15 protein-coding genes are annotated in these 15,988 nt (G+C 69.3%); 5 read left to right on the top strand and 10 right to left on the bottom strand.

Annotated elements, in window-relative coordinates; translation table 11 throughout:
• Nucleotides 1-10 precede the first annotated feature (10 nt).
• Genes PGB34_RS06600 through PGB34_RS06565 form a run of 8 tightly spaced genes read right to left on the bottom strand, consistent with a single transcriptional unit; the run spans nt 11 to nt 8,385 of the window.
• Nucleotides 11-1,174 (bottom strand): acyl-CoA dehydrogenase family protein, encoded by a 1,164-nt coding sequence (locus tag PGB34_RS06600; RefSeq protein WP_271427270.1) that lies wholly within the window; start codon nt 1,172-1,174, stop codon nt 11-13.
• Between the two features lie 10 nt (nt 1,175-1,184).
• Nucleotides 1,185-2,384: an acyl-CoA dehydrogenase family protein gene (locus PGB34_RS06595; protein ID WP_271427269.1), complete on the bottom strand. Its 1,200-nt coding sequence runs from the start codon at nt 2,382-2,384 to the stop codon at nt 1,185-1,187.
• 12 nt (nt 2,385-2,396) lie between these two features.
• Nucleotides 2,397-3,578: an acetyl-CoA C-acyltransferase gene (locus PGB34_RS06590; protein WP_271427268.1), complete on the bottom strand. Its 1,182-nt coding sequence runs from the start codon at nt 3,576-3,578 to the stop codon at nt 2,397-2,399.
• Nucleotides 3,571-4,578: an NAD(P)H-dependent flavin oxidoreductase gene (locus tag PGB34_RS06585; protein ID WP_271427267.1), complete on the bottom strand. Its 1,008-nt coding sequence runs from the start codon at nt 4,576-4,578 to the stop codon at nt 3,571-3,573. The genes PGB34_RS06590 and PGB34_RS06585 overlap by 8 nt, the downstream gene beginning before the upstream one ends.
• Entirely contained in the window at nt 4,575-5,318 is a 744-nt protein-coding gene (locus tag PGB34_RS06580; protein WP_271427675.1) for an enoyl-CoA hydratase/isomerase family protein, read from the bottom strand. Before PGB34_RS06580 ends, PGB34_RS06585 begins: the two co-directional genes overlap by 4 nt.
• A gap of 34 nt (nt 5,319-5,352) precedes the next feature.
• The gene (locus PGB34_RS06575; RefSeq protein WP_271427266.1) at nt 5,353-6,594 is read right to left on the bottom strand and encodes a CaiB/BaiF CoA transferase family protein; all 1,242 of its coding nucleotides are present in this window, start codon (nt 6,592-6,594) and stop codon (nt 5,353-5,355) included.
• Nucleotides 6,591-7,559 carry a Bug family tripartite tricarboxylate transporter substrate binding protein gene (locus PGB34_RS06570; protein WP_271427265.1) on the bottom strand — a complete coding sequence of 323 codons (969 nt, stop codon included), beginning with the start codon at nt 7,557-7,559 and terminating at the stop codon, nt 6,591-6,593. The genes PGB34_RS06575 and PGB34_RS06570 overlap by 4 nt, the downstream gene beginning before the upstream one ends.
• A 37-nt stretch (nt 7,560-7,596) precedes the next feature.
• Nucleotides 7,597-8,385 carry a TetR/AcrR family transcriptional regulator gene (locus PGB34_RS06565; protein ID WP_271427264.1) on the bottom strand — a complete coding sequence of 263 codons (789 nt, stop codon included), beginning with the start codon at nt 8,383-8,385 and terminating at the stop codon, nt 7,597-7,599.
• Nucleotides 8,386-8,489: 104 nt separating this feature from the next.
• Between PGB34_RS06565 and PGB34_RS06560 the strand changes: the two genes are divergently transcribed.
• Nucleotides 8,490-10,181: an acyl-CoA dehydrogenase family protein gene (locus PGB34_RS06560; RefSeq protein WP_271427263.1), complete on the top strand. Its 1,692-nt coding sequence runs from the start codon at nt 8,490-8,492 to the stop codon at nt 10,179-10,181.
• Nucleotides 10,182-10,440: 259 nt separating this feature from the next.
• Here the strand turns inward: PGB34_RS06560 and PGB34_RS06555 are convergent, their stop codons facing one another.
• Both PGB34_RS06555 and PGB34_RS06550 read right to left on the bottom strand, forming a co-directional pair.
• Nucleotides 10,441-10,890, bottom strand: a complete 450-nt coding sequence (locus tag PGB34_RS06555; RefSeq protein ID WP_271427262.1) for a hypothetical protein — start codon at nt 10,888-10,890, stop codon at nt 10,441-10,443.
• Nucleotides 10,887-11,267, bottom strand: a complete 381-nt coding sequence (locus PGB34_RS06550) for a hypothetical protein (protein ID WP_271427261.1) — start codon at nt 11,265-11,267, stop codon at nt 10,887-10,889. Before PGB34_RS06550 ends, PGB34_RS06555 begins: the two co-directional genes overlap by 4 nt.
• A 230-nt stretch (nt 11,268-11,497) precedes the next feature.
• On the opposite strand from PGB34_RS06550, the gene PGB34_RS06545 reads away from it, so the two are divergent.
• The 4 genes from PGB34_RS06545 to PGB34_RS06530 are packed head-to-tail and all read left to right on the top strand — an operon-like array spanning nt 11,498 to nt 15,988.
• Nucleotides 11,498-12,715, top strand: coding sequence for an acyl-CoA dehydrogenase family protein (locus PGB34_RS06545; RefSeq protein WP_271427260.1), 1,218 nt, complete (start codon nt 11,498-11,500; stop codon nt 12,713-12,715).
• Nucleotides 12,716-12,728: 13 nt separating this feature from the next.
• Nucleotides 12,729-13,793, top strand: a complete 1,065-nt coding sequence (locus PGB34_RS06540) for a phosphotransferase family protein (protein ID WP_271427259.1) — start codon at nt 12,729-12,731, stop codon at nt 13,791-13,793.
• Between the two features lie 48 nt (nt 13,794-13,841).
• Nucleotides 13,842-15,194, top strand: a complete 1,353-nt coding sequence (locus PGB34_RS06535) for a hypothetical protein (RefSeq protein WP_271427258.1) — start codon at nt 13,842-13,844, stop codon at nt 15,192-15,194.
• Complete coding sequence (locus PGB34_RS06530; protein ID WP_271427257.1) at nt 15,191-15,988, top strand: glucose 1-dehydrogenase; 798 nt, start codon at nt 15,191-15,193, stop codon at nt 15,986-15,988. The genes PGB34_RS06535 and PGB34_RS06530 overlap by 4 nt, the downstream gene beginning before the upstream one ends.

Genomic DNA, 15,988 nt, shown 5'->3' with positions numbered 1-15,988 from the left:
GGGCGGCGCGCTAGATGCCCGCCTCGCTCGCAGCGGCAACGCCGTCGGTTGCATAGGCGCTTGCGTAGCGGGCCAGGTGGAAGTCCTCGTCGCCCAGCTGGAAGCTGAGCAGGCCCAGCCGTTTCGCGTAGTGGGCCAGCGGCAGCTCCCAGGTCATGCCGATGCCGCCGTGCAACTGGATGCATTCCTGCGCCATTTTCAGCGCCGCGGTGCTGATGGTGAACTTGGCTGCGGCCACGCAGCGGTCGCGCGTTGATGCGTCGGCTTGCATGTGCCGGGCGCAATTGAGGGTGGCCGAGCGGGCCTGTTCGACCTGAAGCATGAGATCGACCATGCGATGCTGCACGGCCTGGAAGCTTCCGATCGGCGCACCGAACTGCTTGCGCGTCTGCAGATACTCGAGCGTGTCGGCCATCATCACGTCCATCAGGCCGAGCGCCTCCGCACAGACAGCCTGGATGCCGCAGGCGATCCCGGCCTTGAGCGCGCCAGCGGCCCGGCCGACGGCGCCGACGAGCGCCTGCGGCGGCAGCGTCAGGCCGCGCAGCGACATGTCCGCCGAACGGCCGCCGTCGAAGTCGGGATGGCCCCACCGCGTCAATCCGGGGCTGGTGGCGGGCACTGCGAACAGAGACAGCCCGTCCTCGTCGTCGAAGTTGCCGCTGGTGCGTGCCGAGATCAGCAGGATGTCGGCCTCGGCTCCCCACGGGACGCCCACCTTGTCGCCTTCGAGCACCCAGTGATCGCCCTGCCGGTGCGCCGTGCAGCCTGCGTGCGCAGGGTGCCATTGCCCGCCGCTCTCGCAGTGCGCCAGGCTCGCCAGCGTCGTGCCTTCGACGATGCCTGCCAGCAGCGTCGCATGCCCCGGGTCGGCCACGTGCGCGAGGGTTCGCCCGGCCATCAGACTGGCCAGGAACGGCTCGGTGATGAGCCCGCGTCCGATCGCTTCGAAGACGACCATGAGGTCGAAGGCGTCACCTCCGAATCCTCCCTGTTCGGGCGTGAACAAGGCTCCGAGCGCACCGAGCTCGGCCAGCGCGCTCCAATGCCGGGGGTCGAAATGCTGTCGGGGCTGCGGCACCAGTCGGCGCGTGAGCTCGCCATAGCGATCGGCGGCGTAGCGCGAGATGCTGTCGGCGAGAAGTCGCCGCTCGTGGGTGTGTTCGAAGTTCATGGCGGGTGGCTCACAGTCCCAGCACGGTCTTGGCGATGATGTTCTTCTGGATCTCGTTGGAGCCACCGAAGATGGAGAGCTTGCGGTTGTTGAACCAGGTGAGGGCGGCACGCGGTGCATTTGCCGGGCCAATGCACGCGAGGTCCAGGTCGGCCGCATCGGTCATGTCGTTGGCGAACAGCGGCGCGTGTGGCCCCATCGCGCGCAGCATCAGCGCGTGGATCTCCTGTCGGATCTCCGTGCCCTGAATCTTGAGCATTGAACTCTCGACGCCCGGTGCGGCACCGCTGGCGGCACCCGCGAGCACTTTCAGGTTGGTCGTCTTCATGTTGTGCAGCGCGATCTCAACGCGAGCGAGGCGGGCCGCGAAGTCCCGGTCCTGCAGCAGGGGGCGGCCGTTGCGCACCAGATGCGCCGCTGCCTGCTTGAGCCGCTGCAGCGCGGCGCACGAGTAGCCCACGCCTGCGATGCCGGTGCGCTCGTGCGTCAACAGGAACTTCGCGCAGCTCCAGCCCTCGTTCTCGTGGCCCACCAGGTTCTCCAGCGGCACGCGCACGTCCGTGAAGAAGACCTCGTTGACCTCGTGCTCTCCGTCCAGGGTGATGATGGGCCGCAGCTCGACGCCGGGCGAGTGCATGTCGATCAGCAGGAAGCTGATGCCCTGTTGCTTGCGCGCTGCGGGGTCGGTGCGGACCAGGCAGAAGATCATGTTGGCATGCTGGCCGAGCGTGGTCCAGGTCTTCTGCCCGTTCACGACATAGCCGTCGGCGGTACGCACTGCGGTGGTCCGGAGCGACGCCAGGTCCGATCCGGCGCCCGGCTCCGAATAGCCCTGGCACCACCAGTCGCGTCCGTCGAGGATGCGTGGCAGCCATCGGCGCTTCTGTTCGGGCGTGCCGAACTTCATGAGCACCGGCGCCAGCATGTTGATGCCGAACTGGATGATGCGTGGCGCATTCGCCATGGCGCCTTCGAACTCGAACAGATAGCGCTGCATGGCCGTCCAGCCCGGGCCGCCATGCTCTTTCGGCCAGCCCGTCGCCAGCCAGCCCTGCGCGTTGAGGATCGCGTGCCAGCGTTCGTAGTCGGCCTTTCCAAGGCGCTCGTCGCGCTCGACCTTCTGCGCGATGTCCGCGGGAAGCCTGTCGCGGAAGAAGGTGCGCACCTGCTCGCGGAAGGCGAGCTCTTCATCGGTGAAATCAAGGTCCAAGGCGCTGCTCCTTCAATAGATCTCGAACAGTGCCGCTGCGCCCATGCCCCCGGCAATGCACATGGTGACGACGGCATACCTGGCCTTGCGCCGGCGGCCTTCGAGCAGCGCGTGCCCGACCAGGCGCGCGCCGGTCATGCCAAACGGATGCCCCACCGAAATGGAGCCACCGTTGACGTTGAGCCGCTCGCCGGGAATGCCGAGCCGGTCGCGGCAGTGGATGGCCTGGGAAGCGAAGGCTTCGTTGAGCTCCCACAGGTCGATGTCGTCGATCTTGAGGCCGTGACGCGCCAGAAGCCGGGGGACGGCGAACACCGGGCCGATGCCCATCTCGTCGGGCTCGCAGCCGGCCACCGCGAGGCCGCGGAAGGCGCCCAGCGGCTGCAGGCCGGCACGGCTGGCGGCACCGGCTTCCATCAGCACGCAGGCGCTCGCGCCATCGGAAAGCTGGGAGGAATTGCCGGCGGTGACGAACTGCCCCTCGCCGCGCACCGGAGCAAGCCTGGCGAGCGCTTCGTAGTGGGTGCCGGGGCGGTTGCAGTTGTCGGCGCGCACCGTCACCTCCTGCATCGTCACCGCGCCGCTTTCCTTGCTCGCAAGGGCCATGGTGGTCGTGCACGGCACGATCTCGCCGTCGAACAGGCCCTCCTTCTGAGCGCGCTCCGTCTTGTGCTGGCTCTCGACCGAGAACCGGTCCTGGGCTTCGCGGCTGATGCCGTAGCGCTGCGCGACGATGTCCGCCGTCTCGATCATCGAGAGGTACATCTGCGGCTTGTGCTGCTGGATCCAGGGGTCGATGCCCGTGTTCGGATCGCCGCGTGTGGACGTGAGCGAGATGCTTTCCACGCCCCCGGCGATCATGGCGGGCGCACCATCGACGACGATGCGGCCTGCCGCCATCGCAATGGCTTGCAGACCCGAGGCACAGAAGCGGTTGACGGTGGCGCCCGCAATGCCGATCGGCAGCCCGGCACGCACCACCGCCTGGCGGGCGATGTTGCGCCCGGTGGTGCCTTCGGGGTAGCCGCAGCCGAGGATGGCGTCCTCGATCAGCGCCGGCTCGATGCCGGCGCGTTCGACGGCCGCGCGCACCGCGAACGCGGCCAGCGTTGCACCCGGTGTCTGGTTGAACTCGCCGCGATGCGCCTTGGTCAGCGGCGTGCGGGCGGTGGAAACGATGACGGCTTCACGCATGAGTCTGGCTTTCAGGGGAGAGAGGGCTTGGGTGGCAGAGATCGGTGGCGCGGCGCAGCGCCTGGCGGCACTCGGCCACCATGCGCTGGATGAGGGTCGCGCAATCGGGCACGTCATCGATCAGGCCCAGGCATTGACCGGCCCAGATCAGCCCCTCGTCGCTCGCGCCCTGCTCAAGCGCCCGGCGCCCGCGCACGCCGGCGACCCAGGGTCGCAACTCGTCGAAGGTGGCGCCCTGGGGTCTGCGCTCGAGTTCGTTGACGGCCGCGGAGACCGGGTTGCGCCAGACGCGGGCGGTGTTGCGAAGGCCGCGGAAGATCAGTGTCGTGTCGCGTTCGCTGGCCTGCACGAGCGCCGCCTTGACGCTGTCATGCACGGGGGCCTCTCGCGTGAGCATGAAGCGTGTGCCCATGTTCACCCCGTCGGCGCCCAGCGCCAGGGCCGCAGCCATGGTGCGGCCGTTGGCGATGCCGCCCGAGGCCACGACCGGGATCGACAGCTTCGCGCAGGCGGCCGGGATCAGGATCAGGCCGGGAACGTCATCCTCGCCGGGGTGGCCCGCGCATTCGAAGCCATCGATGCTGATGGCGTCCGCCCCGCGCCGCTGCGCTGAAAGCGCGTGGCGCACCGCGGTGCATTTGTGCACGATCACCAGCCCCTTTGACTTGAACAGCTCGGTGATGGCTTCGGGATGCTGCCCGGCGGTTTCGACCACACGCACGCCGCTGTCGATGATGGCCTGCGCATAGGCTTCATAGGGCGGCGGCGCAGCCGATGGCAGGATGGTGAGGTTGACCGCGAAGGGCGCGTCCGTCATCGCGCGGCAGCGATGCACTTCGCGCACCAGCGCCTCGGGGTCGGGCTGCGTCAGCGCAGTCAGCGTCCCGAGACCGCCTGCATTGGAGACGGCTGCAGCGAGCTCCGCGCGGCCCACCCACATCATGCCGCCCTGGATGATGGGATAGCGGATGCCAAGCAGTTCGGTGATGCGTGTCTTCATGGCTTGTGGGTCCCGACCTGCTGGATGGCCCCGCCCTGGCTGAAGGCATCGCTTTTTGCGCACGCTTCCATCCACCGCCCGGTGGGCATCTGCATGGTGGCGGCGCGCATGCCCGACTTGACGGCCTGGACCGAGTGCGCCGGGAAGGCGGCAATGGCCTGCGCCATTGCCTGCGCGCGGGCAAGGACTGTCTCGTCGTCCACCACCTCGGTCGCGATGCCCAGGCGCAACAGTTCTGCCGCGCCGACGCGATCGCCCATCAGGCACACGCGCGCGGCCACGGCCTCCGAATGGCGCAGGGCCAGCCAGGCTGCGTTGCGGGGCGCGGCCATGCCGATGCCGATCTCGCCCACCTGAAGGAAGGCGCTCCGGCCGCACACCATCAGGTCGCCGGCCAGCGCGAGCGCGGCGCCACCGTTGATCGCATAGCGCTCCAGCGCGGTGATCAGCACCTTGCGGCTGGCGAGCAGCTGGTTGTGCACGGCATCCCAGAGCACTGCGAAGCCGGCCTTCCACGGCGCCGGGGGGTCGGCGTTGAAGGCCTTCACGTCCAGGCCGGAACAGAAGGCACCGCCGGCACCGCGCAGCACGACGGCGCGGACGGAATCCTCCGGCGCCAGACGATCCAGCGCCTCGTGCATGGCCTGGGCGAGCTGGCCTTCGATGGCGTTCTTGCGCTCGGGCCGGTTGAGGATCAGTTCCGCCCATCCATCATGGATGTCGAGAAGCACGGCTGTCATGCGGGTGCCTTGTTCAATGAAGAAGGGAAAGGAATCAAGGGAGCGCCGAGGCGAACTGCTCGCCTTGCACCACCCCCTGCGCATGCAGGCGTGCGATGTCCGTCGTGTCGAAGCCCGCCTGCGCCAGCACCTCCGCGGTGTGCTGCCCCAGCCGCGGCACGGCCTGGGCAGTGGCGCCGGGTGGCGCGTCGGTGAAGGTGAAAGGCTGGCCGGGCAGTTGGAGTTGCCCGCCCACGCCATCGTCGATGGTCTGGAACAGGCCGCTGGCGCGCACATCCTCGCTGGCGAGTACCTGCGCGTAGTTGCGCACCACGCCCACCACCACGCCATGCCGTTCGAGCAGCGCCCGGGCCTGCTCGCCTTCGAGGGCTCCCAGCGCATCTGCCAGCAACCCGATCAGCGCGGCGCGGTTGCGCACCCGGTCGTTGTTGGTGGCGAACCGTGCATCGGTTGCCAGCGCCGGCATGCCGATGGCCCGGCAAAGGCGGCGCCAGTGTTCGTCCAGGTAGGCGGAAATCACGATGTGGCCGTCCCGCACCTCGATCAGGTCTGCAGCAGGTGCCACCAGCGGCTGCGCGTTGCCCGAACGCGCGGGCTGCCGGCCCGTGCATTGGTATTCGGCCCAGATCTGCGCCTGCATTGAGACGGCCACCGCCAGGAGCGAAGTCTCTATCGTCTCGCCGCGGCCGGTGCGGGCCTGCCGGTACAGCGCGGCCAGGATGGCATTGGCCGTTGCGCTGGCTGTGGACGCATCGGCCACCGGAAAGCCGGCCTTCAAAGGCGTGCCGCCGCGCTCGCCGGTGATCGACATCATGCCGCTCTCGGCCTGCGCGGCGATGTCCAGCCCCGGCCGCTCGCGCGAGGGCCCGAGCGTGCCGAAGCCCGAGACCGAGACGTAGACGAGGCCGGGCTTGGCCTCGCGCAGCGACTGCGCGTCCAGGCCCAGCGACCGCATGACGCCGGCCCGTGCGTTCTGGACCACCACGTCAGCCTGCAGGGCCAGCGTGCGGGCCACCGTCAGGCCTTCGGGTCGGCGCATGTCGACCACAACGGAGCGCTTGCCGCGGTTGTAGGCCATGAAAAGGCCGCTGCGGCCGCCGGTGGCATCGCTGACGCCGAAGCGGCGGCCGTTGTCGCCGTTGGGGCTTTCGATCTTGATCACATCCGCGCCCAGGTCGGCAAGGATCTGTGTGGCGCCCGGGCCGGCGATGAACTGGCCGAACTCCACCACCTGCACGCCTGCCAGCGGCGCCTGTTCCTGCACGGCCGCGCTCATGGCGCGGCCTTGATGCCGGCATCGCGGGCCACCGCCGTCCATCGGGCAGTCTCTGCCGCGAGCATCCTGCCAAAGTCCTCGGCGCTGCCGCCGGCGGGGCTCATGCCCAGGCCGTTGACGGCGTCGACGTACTCCTTGCTCCGCAGCACCTTGTTGGCGGCGGCGTTGAGCCTGGCGAGCACGGCCGGGGGCGTGCGGGCTGGCGCCACCAGGCCCAGGAAGCTCGCGGCATCCAGGTCCTTGACGCCGCTTTCGCGTGCGGTCGACACCTCAGGCAGGCCTGGAGGACGCTCGGTGCCGGGCGTGGCGATTCCGTTGAGCTTGCCTTCGCGGATCATCGTGGTCGTGATGCCCGCCACATCGAACATCAGCGGCACGTCGCCCGCCATCACCGCCTGCGCCGCACCCGCCGAGCCCTTGTACGGCACATGCACCAGCTGCAACTGCAGGCGCTGGGCCAGCAGCTCACCCCACAGCTGGGTGAGCGAGCCGGCGCCGGGGCTCGAATACATCACCGGGTTGCTCTGGCTGCGGATCCATCTGATGAGCGAAGGAAGGTCCTTGGCCGGGACCTTGGGATTGGCCGCCACCAGGATCGGCATCCATGCCACGTTGATCACCGGAGCCAGATCGCGCAGCGAGTCGTAGGGCTCCTTGATGCCCACGGCCCGGTTGGTCACGAACTGTGCAGCCACCAGGCCCAGCGTGTAGCCGTCGGGCGCCTGGTTCGCCACGTAGCCGGTGCCGATCGTCGCCGATGCGCCAGGCTTGTTGTCGACGATGACGGGCTGGCCCAGCTCGGCTGACAGACCCTTGCCCACCAGCCGCGCCACTGCATCGCTGGCGCCGCCCGGCGTGTAGGGAACCACGATGCGGATGGGCCTGTCGGGGTAGCCGACGCCCTGCGCGTGCACCGCCGGCAGCAGCGTGATCGAGGCAAGCACGGTGGCAAGGAATCTCTTCATGTCTGTCTCCTGGTTTTGTGAGAAGGCGCCGGCCTGGTCAGCCCGGCGCACGCTTTGCGGTTGCCGGCTTTCTGGCGGGGGGCGGTGATGGCGGCGCAGGCTCGTCGTGCGCGGCCAGTCGTGCCTGCACCTGTGCCGAGATCGGGGCGGCGATCGCACCGCTGACCATGTCGATCAGGTTCTCGATCGCCCGCTGCAGGTCGAAGGCGCGCTGGTGCTTGCTGCGGCGCGTGCTGATGCGCTCGTAGTCCGCAAGGCTGAACATGACGAAGCTGACGGCGGCGAGGTAGCGCTGGCGCAGCAGCAGCTCGGACATATCGGGCAGCGCGCGCTGCAGCAGCTCGTGGATGCGTCGAAAGCCTCTGTCCTCTTCCTCGCGGGTCAAGCCGGCCAGGTCGATCTCGGGATGGACCTGTGCCGCGGCCAGGAAACGGTTGTACGTGTTGCCGCGGCTGGTCATGAGCTTGGACGCCAGCGGCCAGACGATGGCCTCGACCAACCCGCGCAGCTCCCCGTGCCGGCCATCGTTGTAGAGCTGGTCGATGTAGTCGTTGCGCAGTTCGTTGATCTCACGCATGCCACCTTGCAGGATGGCCTGGATCAGCGCCTCCTTGGAGCCGAAGTGGTAGTGCAGTGCCGAGTTGTTGCGCTGGCCCGCCTCGCGGGCGACTTCGCGCATGGACACGGCATCGATGCCTTTCTCGGCGAACAGGCGCTGCGCGGTGAGCAGCAGCACGTCAGCGCTGTCGGCGCCCGCGCGCGGTGCGGCGGCTGCGGACAGCTTTCGCCTTTCCTTGCCCGGTTGAGTGGGTTGGGTGTTCTTCATGTGCCGGATTCTGGTTCTTCGATTTTTCTAAGTCAAGTGCTTTACCTTGTTTGAAGCAGATGATTTAATCGCATCCATTCCGACAAACTGCCGCAGGCCACCACATGATCGAATCCGCATCCTCCGGTGCCACCCGCACCGCTGCTCCTCACGGCACCCATGAGGTCTTCAACCAGCCCGCACCCTATGGTGGCTACAACCTGCTGCGACGCGACCACGCGCTGCGCGAAGGGCTGGAGCGCGAGGGCGCTTCATGGGCCGTGCCGCGCCTGGATGCACTGGCAGCGGACCTCGCGGACCCCGAGGTGATCCGGCACGGCTACATGGCCAACCGCTACGTGCCGGAGCTGCACACGCACGACAACTACGGGCACCGCATCAACGAAGTCCAGTTGCACCATTCATGGCACGAACTGATGCGCCTGGCGCGCCGCCATGAAGTGCATTCACTGCCGTGGACCCGGCCCCAATCGGGCAGCCACGTGGCGCGCGCGGCCTCCAGCGTGCTGATGGCGCAGGTGGAAAGCGGGACCCTGTGCCCGCTGCACATGACGTATGCCGGCGTGCCGGTGTTGCGGAACAACCCAGCCCTCGCCGCGCAATGGGAGCCCCGCCTGACCTCCACCGGCTACGACCCGCGCTACCGTCCCGTCGAGCAGAAACAGGGGGCGCTGATCGGCATGGCCATGACCGAGAAGCAGGGCGGATCCGACCTGCGCGCGAACACGACGGTGGCCCGCCCCACGCTGGAAGAGGGCGTCTACGAGCTCAGCGGCCACAAGTGGTTCTTCTCGGCACCGATGGTGGACTGCTTCCTGACCGTGGCGCATGTGGAAGGCTCGCCGGGGCAGATCTCCTGTTTCTTCGTGCCCTTCTGGCTGCCGGACGGCACGCGCAACCGCTTCTCGATCATGCGGCTCAAGGACAAGCTCGGGAACCGATCCAATCCGTCGAGCGAGATTGAATACAACGGCACGCTCGCATGGCGCGTCGGCGACGAAGGCAAGGGCATCCGAACCATCATCGAAATGGTGAGCCTCACGCGGCTGGGCTGCGCGTCGATCTCGGCGGGCATCATGCGCCAGACCTTGCTGCGCGCGCTGCACCACACGCAGCAGCGCTCGGCCTTCGGTGCCAAGCTGGTCGACAAGCCCCTGATGAGCAACGTGCTGGCCGACCTTTCGCTCGAGTCTGAGGCCGCCACTGCGCTGGTCATGCGCCTGGCTGGCAGCATCGACCGTGCCGCCACCGATGCGCACGAGGCGCGGTTTTCGCGCGTGGTCACCGCCATCACCAAATACTGGTTGGCCAAGCGAGCCAGCCCCAGCACCTTCGAGGCGCTGGAATGCCATGGCGGCTTCGGCTACATCGAGGACTCGATGATGCCCCGCTTCTACCGCGAAGCTCCGGTGCAGAGCGTGTGGGAGGGCAGCGGAAACGTGATCTGCCTGGACGTGTTGCGCGCCATCGACCGGGACCATGAGGCGCTGGAGCCGGTGCTGCGCGAAATTGAGCTGGCCCGGGGCCTGGACCCGCATCTCGACGCCGTCATCGCATGGCTGCGTGCAGCCACTGGCCGTCGGGAGCAGATGGAAGGAATCGCCCGCCGCCTGGTCGAGATGATGGCACTGGGCCTACAGGCGTCCTTGCTGCTGCGCTTCAGTCCTTCCTATGTGTCGCAGGCGTTCTGCGCGTCGCGCCTGGGTCATGACTGGGGCTTCGCCTTCGGTACGCTGGGGACCGGCGTGGCCTTCAAGAAAATCATTGAAAGGGCCTGGGCCGCCGAAGCCGGTTGAATGCAGGCATGCGCGCGCGCAAAAAAGAAGAAGGCCCGCAGCAAAACGATGCGGGCCTTCGGGTGTGTGGCCGTGAGCTCTTACGCGGCCCACGCTACGTGCATGCAACTGCAATGTCGGCGTTTGTTTTCTAGTCGGTGCCTACAGTGCGACTGACCGCCGTGAGATACGGCGACCGGTTCGGTCGTGAACCGGTGGCGGGATTTTAGCCGGCTCGCCATATCCCCGCGCCGGGCCGGCCCATCCTGCGGGGTTCGCCTCAGTCCAGTTCGCGCCGCGCGGCGGCCTTCACGAGGCTGCGCGTGCCGGCCTTGAGGGTGAGCGAGAGCACCGCGGCGGTCGACAGCAGCCGCCAGGGCTTGGCCAGCCAGAGCGCCGCGCCCGCGCCCGCGGCGTAGGCCACCAGCTTGCCCGGGTGCTTTTGGGCATAGCGGTCGAGGTAGGGCCGCCCCAGTTCCACCACGTCGCGCGCCGGGTGGTGCTGCCACCAGCGCTGCATCCATCGGGCGGCCGCCGATTCGCGCACGCGCCCGGGCAGTGCGCCCAGGGAAAGCGGCGGGCGCGGGGCTTCGGGTGCGGCCTTGCGGCCCAGCACGGGCTCGCCCGTGATGTTGGACACCATCGGCACATAGCCCATCGCATCCAGCAGGCGCTGGCGGGACTCGGCCAGGCGCGTCTGCGAAGCCAGGCTGCGGGCACTCTTGCTCATGAACGGGCCTCCTTGATCAGGGCCAGCATCTGCGCGTCGGCCTGGAATTCGTCCTTCACTTCGCGCACCTCGTCGCGCAGGCTGGCGCGCCAGGCCATGAGGCCGCCGGCCAGTGCCACGGCCCAGGCGATGCCTGGCACCCACCACAGCGCCGCGGGCACACCCGCCTGCGTGGCCGCCAGCATCACGGCGATGCCGGTGAGGTTCAGCGCGATCAGCAGCGCCACCACCGCCACGGCCGCGCCCGCCACTTTCAGTCCCATGGACCGTACCGCATCGGCCGCCTGCGCCTTCGCGTGTTCGACATGGTTGGCCAGGTGGTCGGCGATCAGGTCCGGGTGGTGAAGCGCGACGCGGAACAGGGGATGGAGTGACATCGTCGTGTCCGGTTGGGGTGGGAGGGAGGGCGTGAGCCAAGTGTGGGCCAGCTTCGCCCGCGGCCGTGTCGGAGCAGGACCACGCAGCCGGTCAGTGCAGGCAATCCGCTGGAGCTGCGCGGCCTGCAGCCAAAAAGCGCAAGCCATGCGGCGGTGTGGCTCCTAGAGTGGCTGCAGCGCCACCACCGGCCTTGCCGTGCTGGCACCGCCGAACCCAGGAGTCCACGACCATGCATTTCCAGCCCAGCGCGCGCGCCCAGGCGCTCCAGGCCCAGCTTCAGGCCTTCATGGCCGCCCATGTCCACCCGGCCGAGGCGGTGTATGAGGCCCAGCTTCGCGAAGCGCCCAAGGGCCAGGCCCCGGCCGTGCTGCAGACGCTCAAGGCACGGGCGCGGGCCGAAGGGCTGTGGAACCTGTTCCTGCCCGGCAGCCACGGCGCCGGTCTGAGCAACCTGGAATATGCGCCGCTGGCCGAATGCATGGGCCGCGTGATGTGGGCCAGCGAGGTCTTCAACTGCTCGGCGCCCGACACCGGAAACATGGAAGTGCTCTCGCTCTACGGCAACCCCGAGCAGCAGCGCCAGTGGCTGCAGCCGCTGCTGGCCGGAGAGATCCGCTCGGCTTTTTCGATGACCGAGCCGGCCGTGGCCTCCAGCGATGCCACCAACATCCAGTGCCAGATCCGGCGCGAGGGCGACAGCTACGTCATCAACGGGCGCAAGTGGTACACCTCGGGCGCGATGAACGCGGCCTGCAGGCTGCTGATCGTGATGGGCAAGACCGACCCCGACCATGCCGACAAGCACCGGCAGCAGTCGATGATCCTCGTCCCCATCGACACCCCCGGCGTGCGCATCGTGCGCGACATGAAGGCCTTCGGCTATGACGACGGCCCCGGCGGCCACCCCGAGATCGTGTACGAGAACGTGCGCGTGCCGGCGGCCAACATGCTGCTGGGCGAAGGGCGGGGCTTCGAAATCGCGCAGGGCCGCCTGGGCCCGGGGCGCATCCACCACTGCATGCGCCTGATCGGCTGTGCGCAGCGCGCGCTGGAGCTGGCCTGCCAGCGTGCCAGCACGCGCGTGGCCTTCGGCCGCGCGCTGGGCGAGCAGGGCTCGGTGCGCGAGGACCTGGCCCATTCCTATTGCGAGATCGAGCAGGCGCGCCTGCTCACCCTGCGCGCGGCCGACAAGATGGACCGCGAAGGCAACAAGGCGGCCAAGGACCTGATCGCCGCGGCCAAGATCGTGGTGCCGGCCATGGCCGCGCGCGTGATCGACCGCGCCATCCAGATCCACGGCGCCGCGGGCGTGTCGCAAGACACCTTCCTGCCCGAAGCCTATGTCTATGCGCGCTTCATCCGCATCGGCGACGGGCCCGACCAGGTGCACCTGGCCGCGCTGGGCAAGCAGCTGCTGCGCCAGCACGGCCAGGCGCCGGCACACTGAGCGGGTGGCACCGATGAGCCAGGTCGTCAGCACTCCGCCGCTGCAGCTCGATCGCCTGCAGCACTGGCTGCAGCAGCACGCACCGGCATTGCCAGGGCTGGAGGGGCCGCTGTCGGCACGCCGCCTGGTGGGCGGCAACTCCAACCCGATCTGGCTGCTGCAGGCCGGCGACACGCGCTACATCCTGCGCACGCAGCCGGCGGGGCAGCTGCTGCGCTCGGCCCATGCGCTGGACCGCGAGGTGCGCGTGATGCGCGCGCTGCACGGCAGCGCCGTGCCCGTGCCGCAGCTGCATGTGCTGTGCAACGACACGGACGTGATCGGGGTGCAGTTCTACCTGATGGCCTTCCTGGAAGGAGAGGTGCACCGCGAAGTGGGCCTGCCCGGGCTGGCGCCTGCGCGCCGCGCCGGCATCTACCAGGGCGCGATCCAGGCCCTGGCCGCCATCCACCGCAGCGACATCGATGCGCTGGGCCTGCGCGACTTCGGCCGCAGCGGCAACTACTTCGAGCGCCAGCTGCATCGCTGGACGCAGCAGTACCGCGCCGCCATGCCCGAGGGCCTGGCCGAGATGGAGCAGCTCATCGAGGCCCTGGCGCGCGCGCTGCCGCCCGAGGCTGGTGACACGGTGCTGCTGCACGGCGACAGCCGGCTCGACAACCTGATGTTCGCGCCGGGCCAGGCGCGGGTGATCGGCGTGCTGGACTGGGAACTTTCCACCCTGGGCCACCCGATGGCGGACCTGGGCCAGTTCCTGGGCGTACAGGAGCTGCCGGCCGATTACCTGATGCCGGGCCTGGCCGGCGTGGACCGCGCCGCGCTGCAGCTGCCCACGCAGCGCGAGCTGCTGTGCTGGTACTTCCAGGCCATGGGCCGCCCGCAGGCCGAGGCGCTGGCGCTCGACATGCGCTTCTTCAAGGCCTTCGCCATGTTCCGCCAGGCCGCCATGTCGGCCGGCCTGCTGCGGCGCGCGCTGGCCGGCACGGCCGTGAACGAAACGGCATTGGCCTTCGGCCGCAGCACCGACGTGATGGCGCGCGTGGCGCTGCGCATCCTGGATTCGGCCGACGTCGCCTGACGCAATCCACAAAAGAAAGAAGGCCCGCGCGGGCCGCAGGAGATGCCCATGACCCGCCTGTTCGACGACGAGCAGCTGAAGCGGCTGGCCGAGCCTGCCGAGGCGCGCGCCCTGGCCGCGCTGGCGGCCGGCGACCTGGCCACCGTGCGCGAGCAGCTGCAGGACATGGCCCAGGGCCATGCGGGCCTGGACGCGCTGTCGTGCCACGCGCTGGCGCGCAAGGTGGGCAAGCTGCGCGCCGACTTCGGCGAGCCGCGTGCGCGTGAGGCGCTGCAGCGCATCGGCACGCAGCTCATGGCCACCTGGATCGCGCAGTGGCCCCATGACCCGCGCGGCGCCATCGCCGACCTGGTGGCCGTGTTCCGCTACCAGGGCGGCGCGGCGCTTGCGCCGCTGGAGGAAGACGCCGACGCGGTCACCCTGCGCCTGGCGCCCTGCGGCAGCGGCGGCCGGCTGGAACGCCAGGGCCTGCCCGCGCGCCACCCGCAGGCCTATGGCGGCTGGTCCGATGGCGTGAGCAGCCTGTGCCAGGGCTGCAAGGCCAACCAGGCCGCGCTCAACACGGCGCTGGGCGCGCCGGCCTGGACCACCGAGAAGGGCGCCGACGGCCAGTGCACGCTGCGCTTTGCCAAGCTGGGCCATGCGGGGCAGACGCTGTTCGGCGAGGCCGAGCGCCACAGCCTCACGCGCACGCGGGTGCAGCAGGCGCAGGCGCGGCTGGACGCAGGCGATGAGGACATCGCCGCGCTGCTGGACGGCCAGCGCCAGGAATGGAAACCCTGGCACGACTTCGGCGTGGTGTGGCTCGCGCATTTCTATGCCGTGGCGCTGGAGTTGGGCGGGCCCGACTACCTGGCGCAAATGCTGGCGCAGACCTACGCGCCGGCCTTCGTCGCGGGCTTCCCGCGCTACGCCGCGATGGACGACGAGGCGCTGGTGGGCGAGATCGCGCGCACCTGGAACTACCACTGCGCCGACTTCCGCCTGCACGAAGAGGAAGATCGCTTCGTCTTCACGCTCGACCCGTGCGGCAGCGGCGGCCGGCTGTTCCGCGGCCAGATGTGGCGCGACATGTTCCATTACGGCGCGCCGCTGTCGCCGCTGATGCCCAGGGCGCATCCCATCAACTTCCAGCGCGAGCAGGCGCCCAGCTACTGCACGCATTGCGCGGCTTCCAACCGGGCGCAGCTGGTGCGCGCGCAGGACCCGGGCACGCCGCTGTTCTTCGTGCTCGACGGCCAGGCCCAGCAGCGCCCGGGCATGCCGTGCCGCACCTATGTCTACAAGACCCGCGCCGACCGCCGGCGCGTGGACCCGGCGCTGTTCCACCAGGTGGGCCTGCCAGCGCCGGGCGACGCGCCACCGCCTTCCCCTCCACCTTCAGACCGGAGCAGCCCATGACCGCACCCGCCGAATTTGCGCCGCCGCGCAACCCCTTTGACCTGCGAGGCAAGGTCGCCCTCGTCACCGGCTCCACGCAGGGCATCGGCGAAGCCACCGCGCGCGTGCTGGCCGAGGCCGGCGCGCATGTGGTCGTCAGCAGCCGCAAGGCCGAGGACTGCGAGCGCGTGGCCGCCGCGCTGCGCGACGCCGGCCTGCGCGCCGAAGGCCGGGCCTGCCACATCGGCCGCATGGAAGACATCGAAGCCATGGGCGCGCACCTGGCCGCCACGCACGGCGGGCTGGACATCCTGGTCAACAACGCCGTGCTCAGCCCCTGGCGCAGCATCGACGAGACCGACGTGGGCCTGTTCACCAAGGCCGTGGAAGTGAACCTGCGCGGCTACTGGTATTTGTCGGTGCAGGCCGCGCGGCTGATGAAGGGGCGCAACCCCGGCGGCACCAGCAGCATCGTCAACATCGCCTCGGTGGCGGCGCTGCATCCGGACCGCATGCTGGGCCTTTACTCCACGCTCAAGACGGCGCTGATCGGCATGAGCCGCAGCTTCGCGCTGGAATACGGCGCGCAGGGCGTGCGCGCGAACACCGTGATGCCGGGGCTGATCCGCACCAAGCTGGCCGACGCCTACGACCCGCAGGCGCAGGCGCGCCACATCGCCAAGACGCCGGCAGGCCGGCTCGGCGAGGGCCACGACATCGGCCATGCGGTGCTCTACCTGTGCAGCGACGCGGCCAGCTTCGTGACCGGCACGCATCTGGTGGTCGATGGTGGCTTCACCATCGCCGCGATGTGA

This window comes from Xenophilus arseniciresistens (assembly GCF_028023875.1).
Taxonomy (GTDB): Bacteria; Pseudomonadota; Gammaproteobacteria; order Burkholderiales; family Burkholderiaceae_C; genus Xenophilus; species Xenophilus arseniciresistens.
This window is presented reverse-complemented; position numbering and strand designations above follow the sequence as displayed.

Excerpts from the sequence above, each read along its gene's own strand:
- PGB34_RS06600 (WP_271427270.1), bottom strand. The coding sequence starts at position 1,174 with ATGAACTTCGAACACACCCACGAGCGGCGACTTCTCGCCGACAGCATC.
- PGB34_RS06590 (WP_271427268.1), bottom strand. The coding sequence starts at position 3,578 with ATGCGTGAAGCCGTCATCGTTTCCACCGCCCGCACGCCGCTGACCAAG.
- PGB34_RS06585 (WP_271427267.1), bottom strand. The coding sequence starts at position 4,578 with ATGAAGACACGCATCACCGAACTGCTTGGCATCCGCTATCCCATCATC.
- PGB34_RS06580 (WP_271427675.1), bottom strand. The coding sequence starts at position 5,318 with ATGACAGCCGTGCTTCTCGACATCCATGATGGATGGGCGGAACTGATC.
- PGB34_RS06575 (WP_271427266.1), bottom strand. The coding sequence starts at position 6,594 with ATGAGCGCGGCCGTGCAGGAACAGGCGCCGCTGGCAGGCGTGCAGGTG.
- PGB34_RS06570 (WP_271427265.1), bottom strand. The coding sequence starts at position 7,559 with ATGAAGAGATTCCTTGCCACCGTGCTTGCCTCGATCACGCTGCTGCCG.
- PGB34_RS06565 (WP_271427264.1), bottom strand. The coding sequence starts at position 8,385 with ATGAAGAACACCCAACCCACTCAACCGGGCAAGGAAAGGCGAAAGCTG.
- PGB34_RS06560 (WP_271427263.1), top strand. The coding sequence starts at position 8,490 with ATGATCGAATCCGCATCCTCCGGTGCCACCCGCACCGCTGCTCCTCAC.
- PGB34_RS06555 (WP_271427262.1), bottom strand. The coding sequence starts at position 10,890 with ATGAGCAAGAGTGCCCGCAGCCTGGCTTCGCAGACGCGCCTGGCCGAG.
- PGB34_RS06550 (WP_271427261.1), bottom strand. The coding sequence starts at position 11,267 with ATGTCACTCCATCCCCTGTTCCGCGTCGCGCTTCACCACCCGGACCTG.
- PGB34_RS06545 (WP_271427260.1), top strand. The coding sequence starts at position 11,498 with ATGCATTTCCAGCCCAGCGCGCGCGCCCAGGCGCTCCAGGCCCAGCTT.
- PGB34_RS06540 (WP_271427259.1), top strand. The coding sequence starts at position 12,729 with ATGAGCCAGGTCGTCAGCACTCCGCCGCTGCAGCTCGATCGCCTGCAG.
- PGB34_RS06535 (WP_271427258.1), top strand. The coding sequence starts at position 13,842 with ATGACCCGCCTGTTCGACGACGAGCAGCTGAAGCGGCTGGCCGAGCCT.
- PGB34_RS06530 (WP_271427257.1), top strand. The coding sequence starts at position 15,191 with ATGACCGCACCCGCCGAATTTGCGCCGCCGCGCAACCCCTTTGACCTG.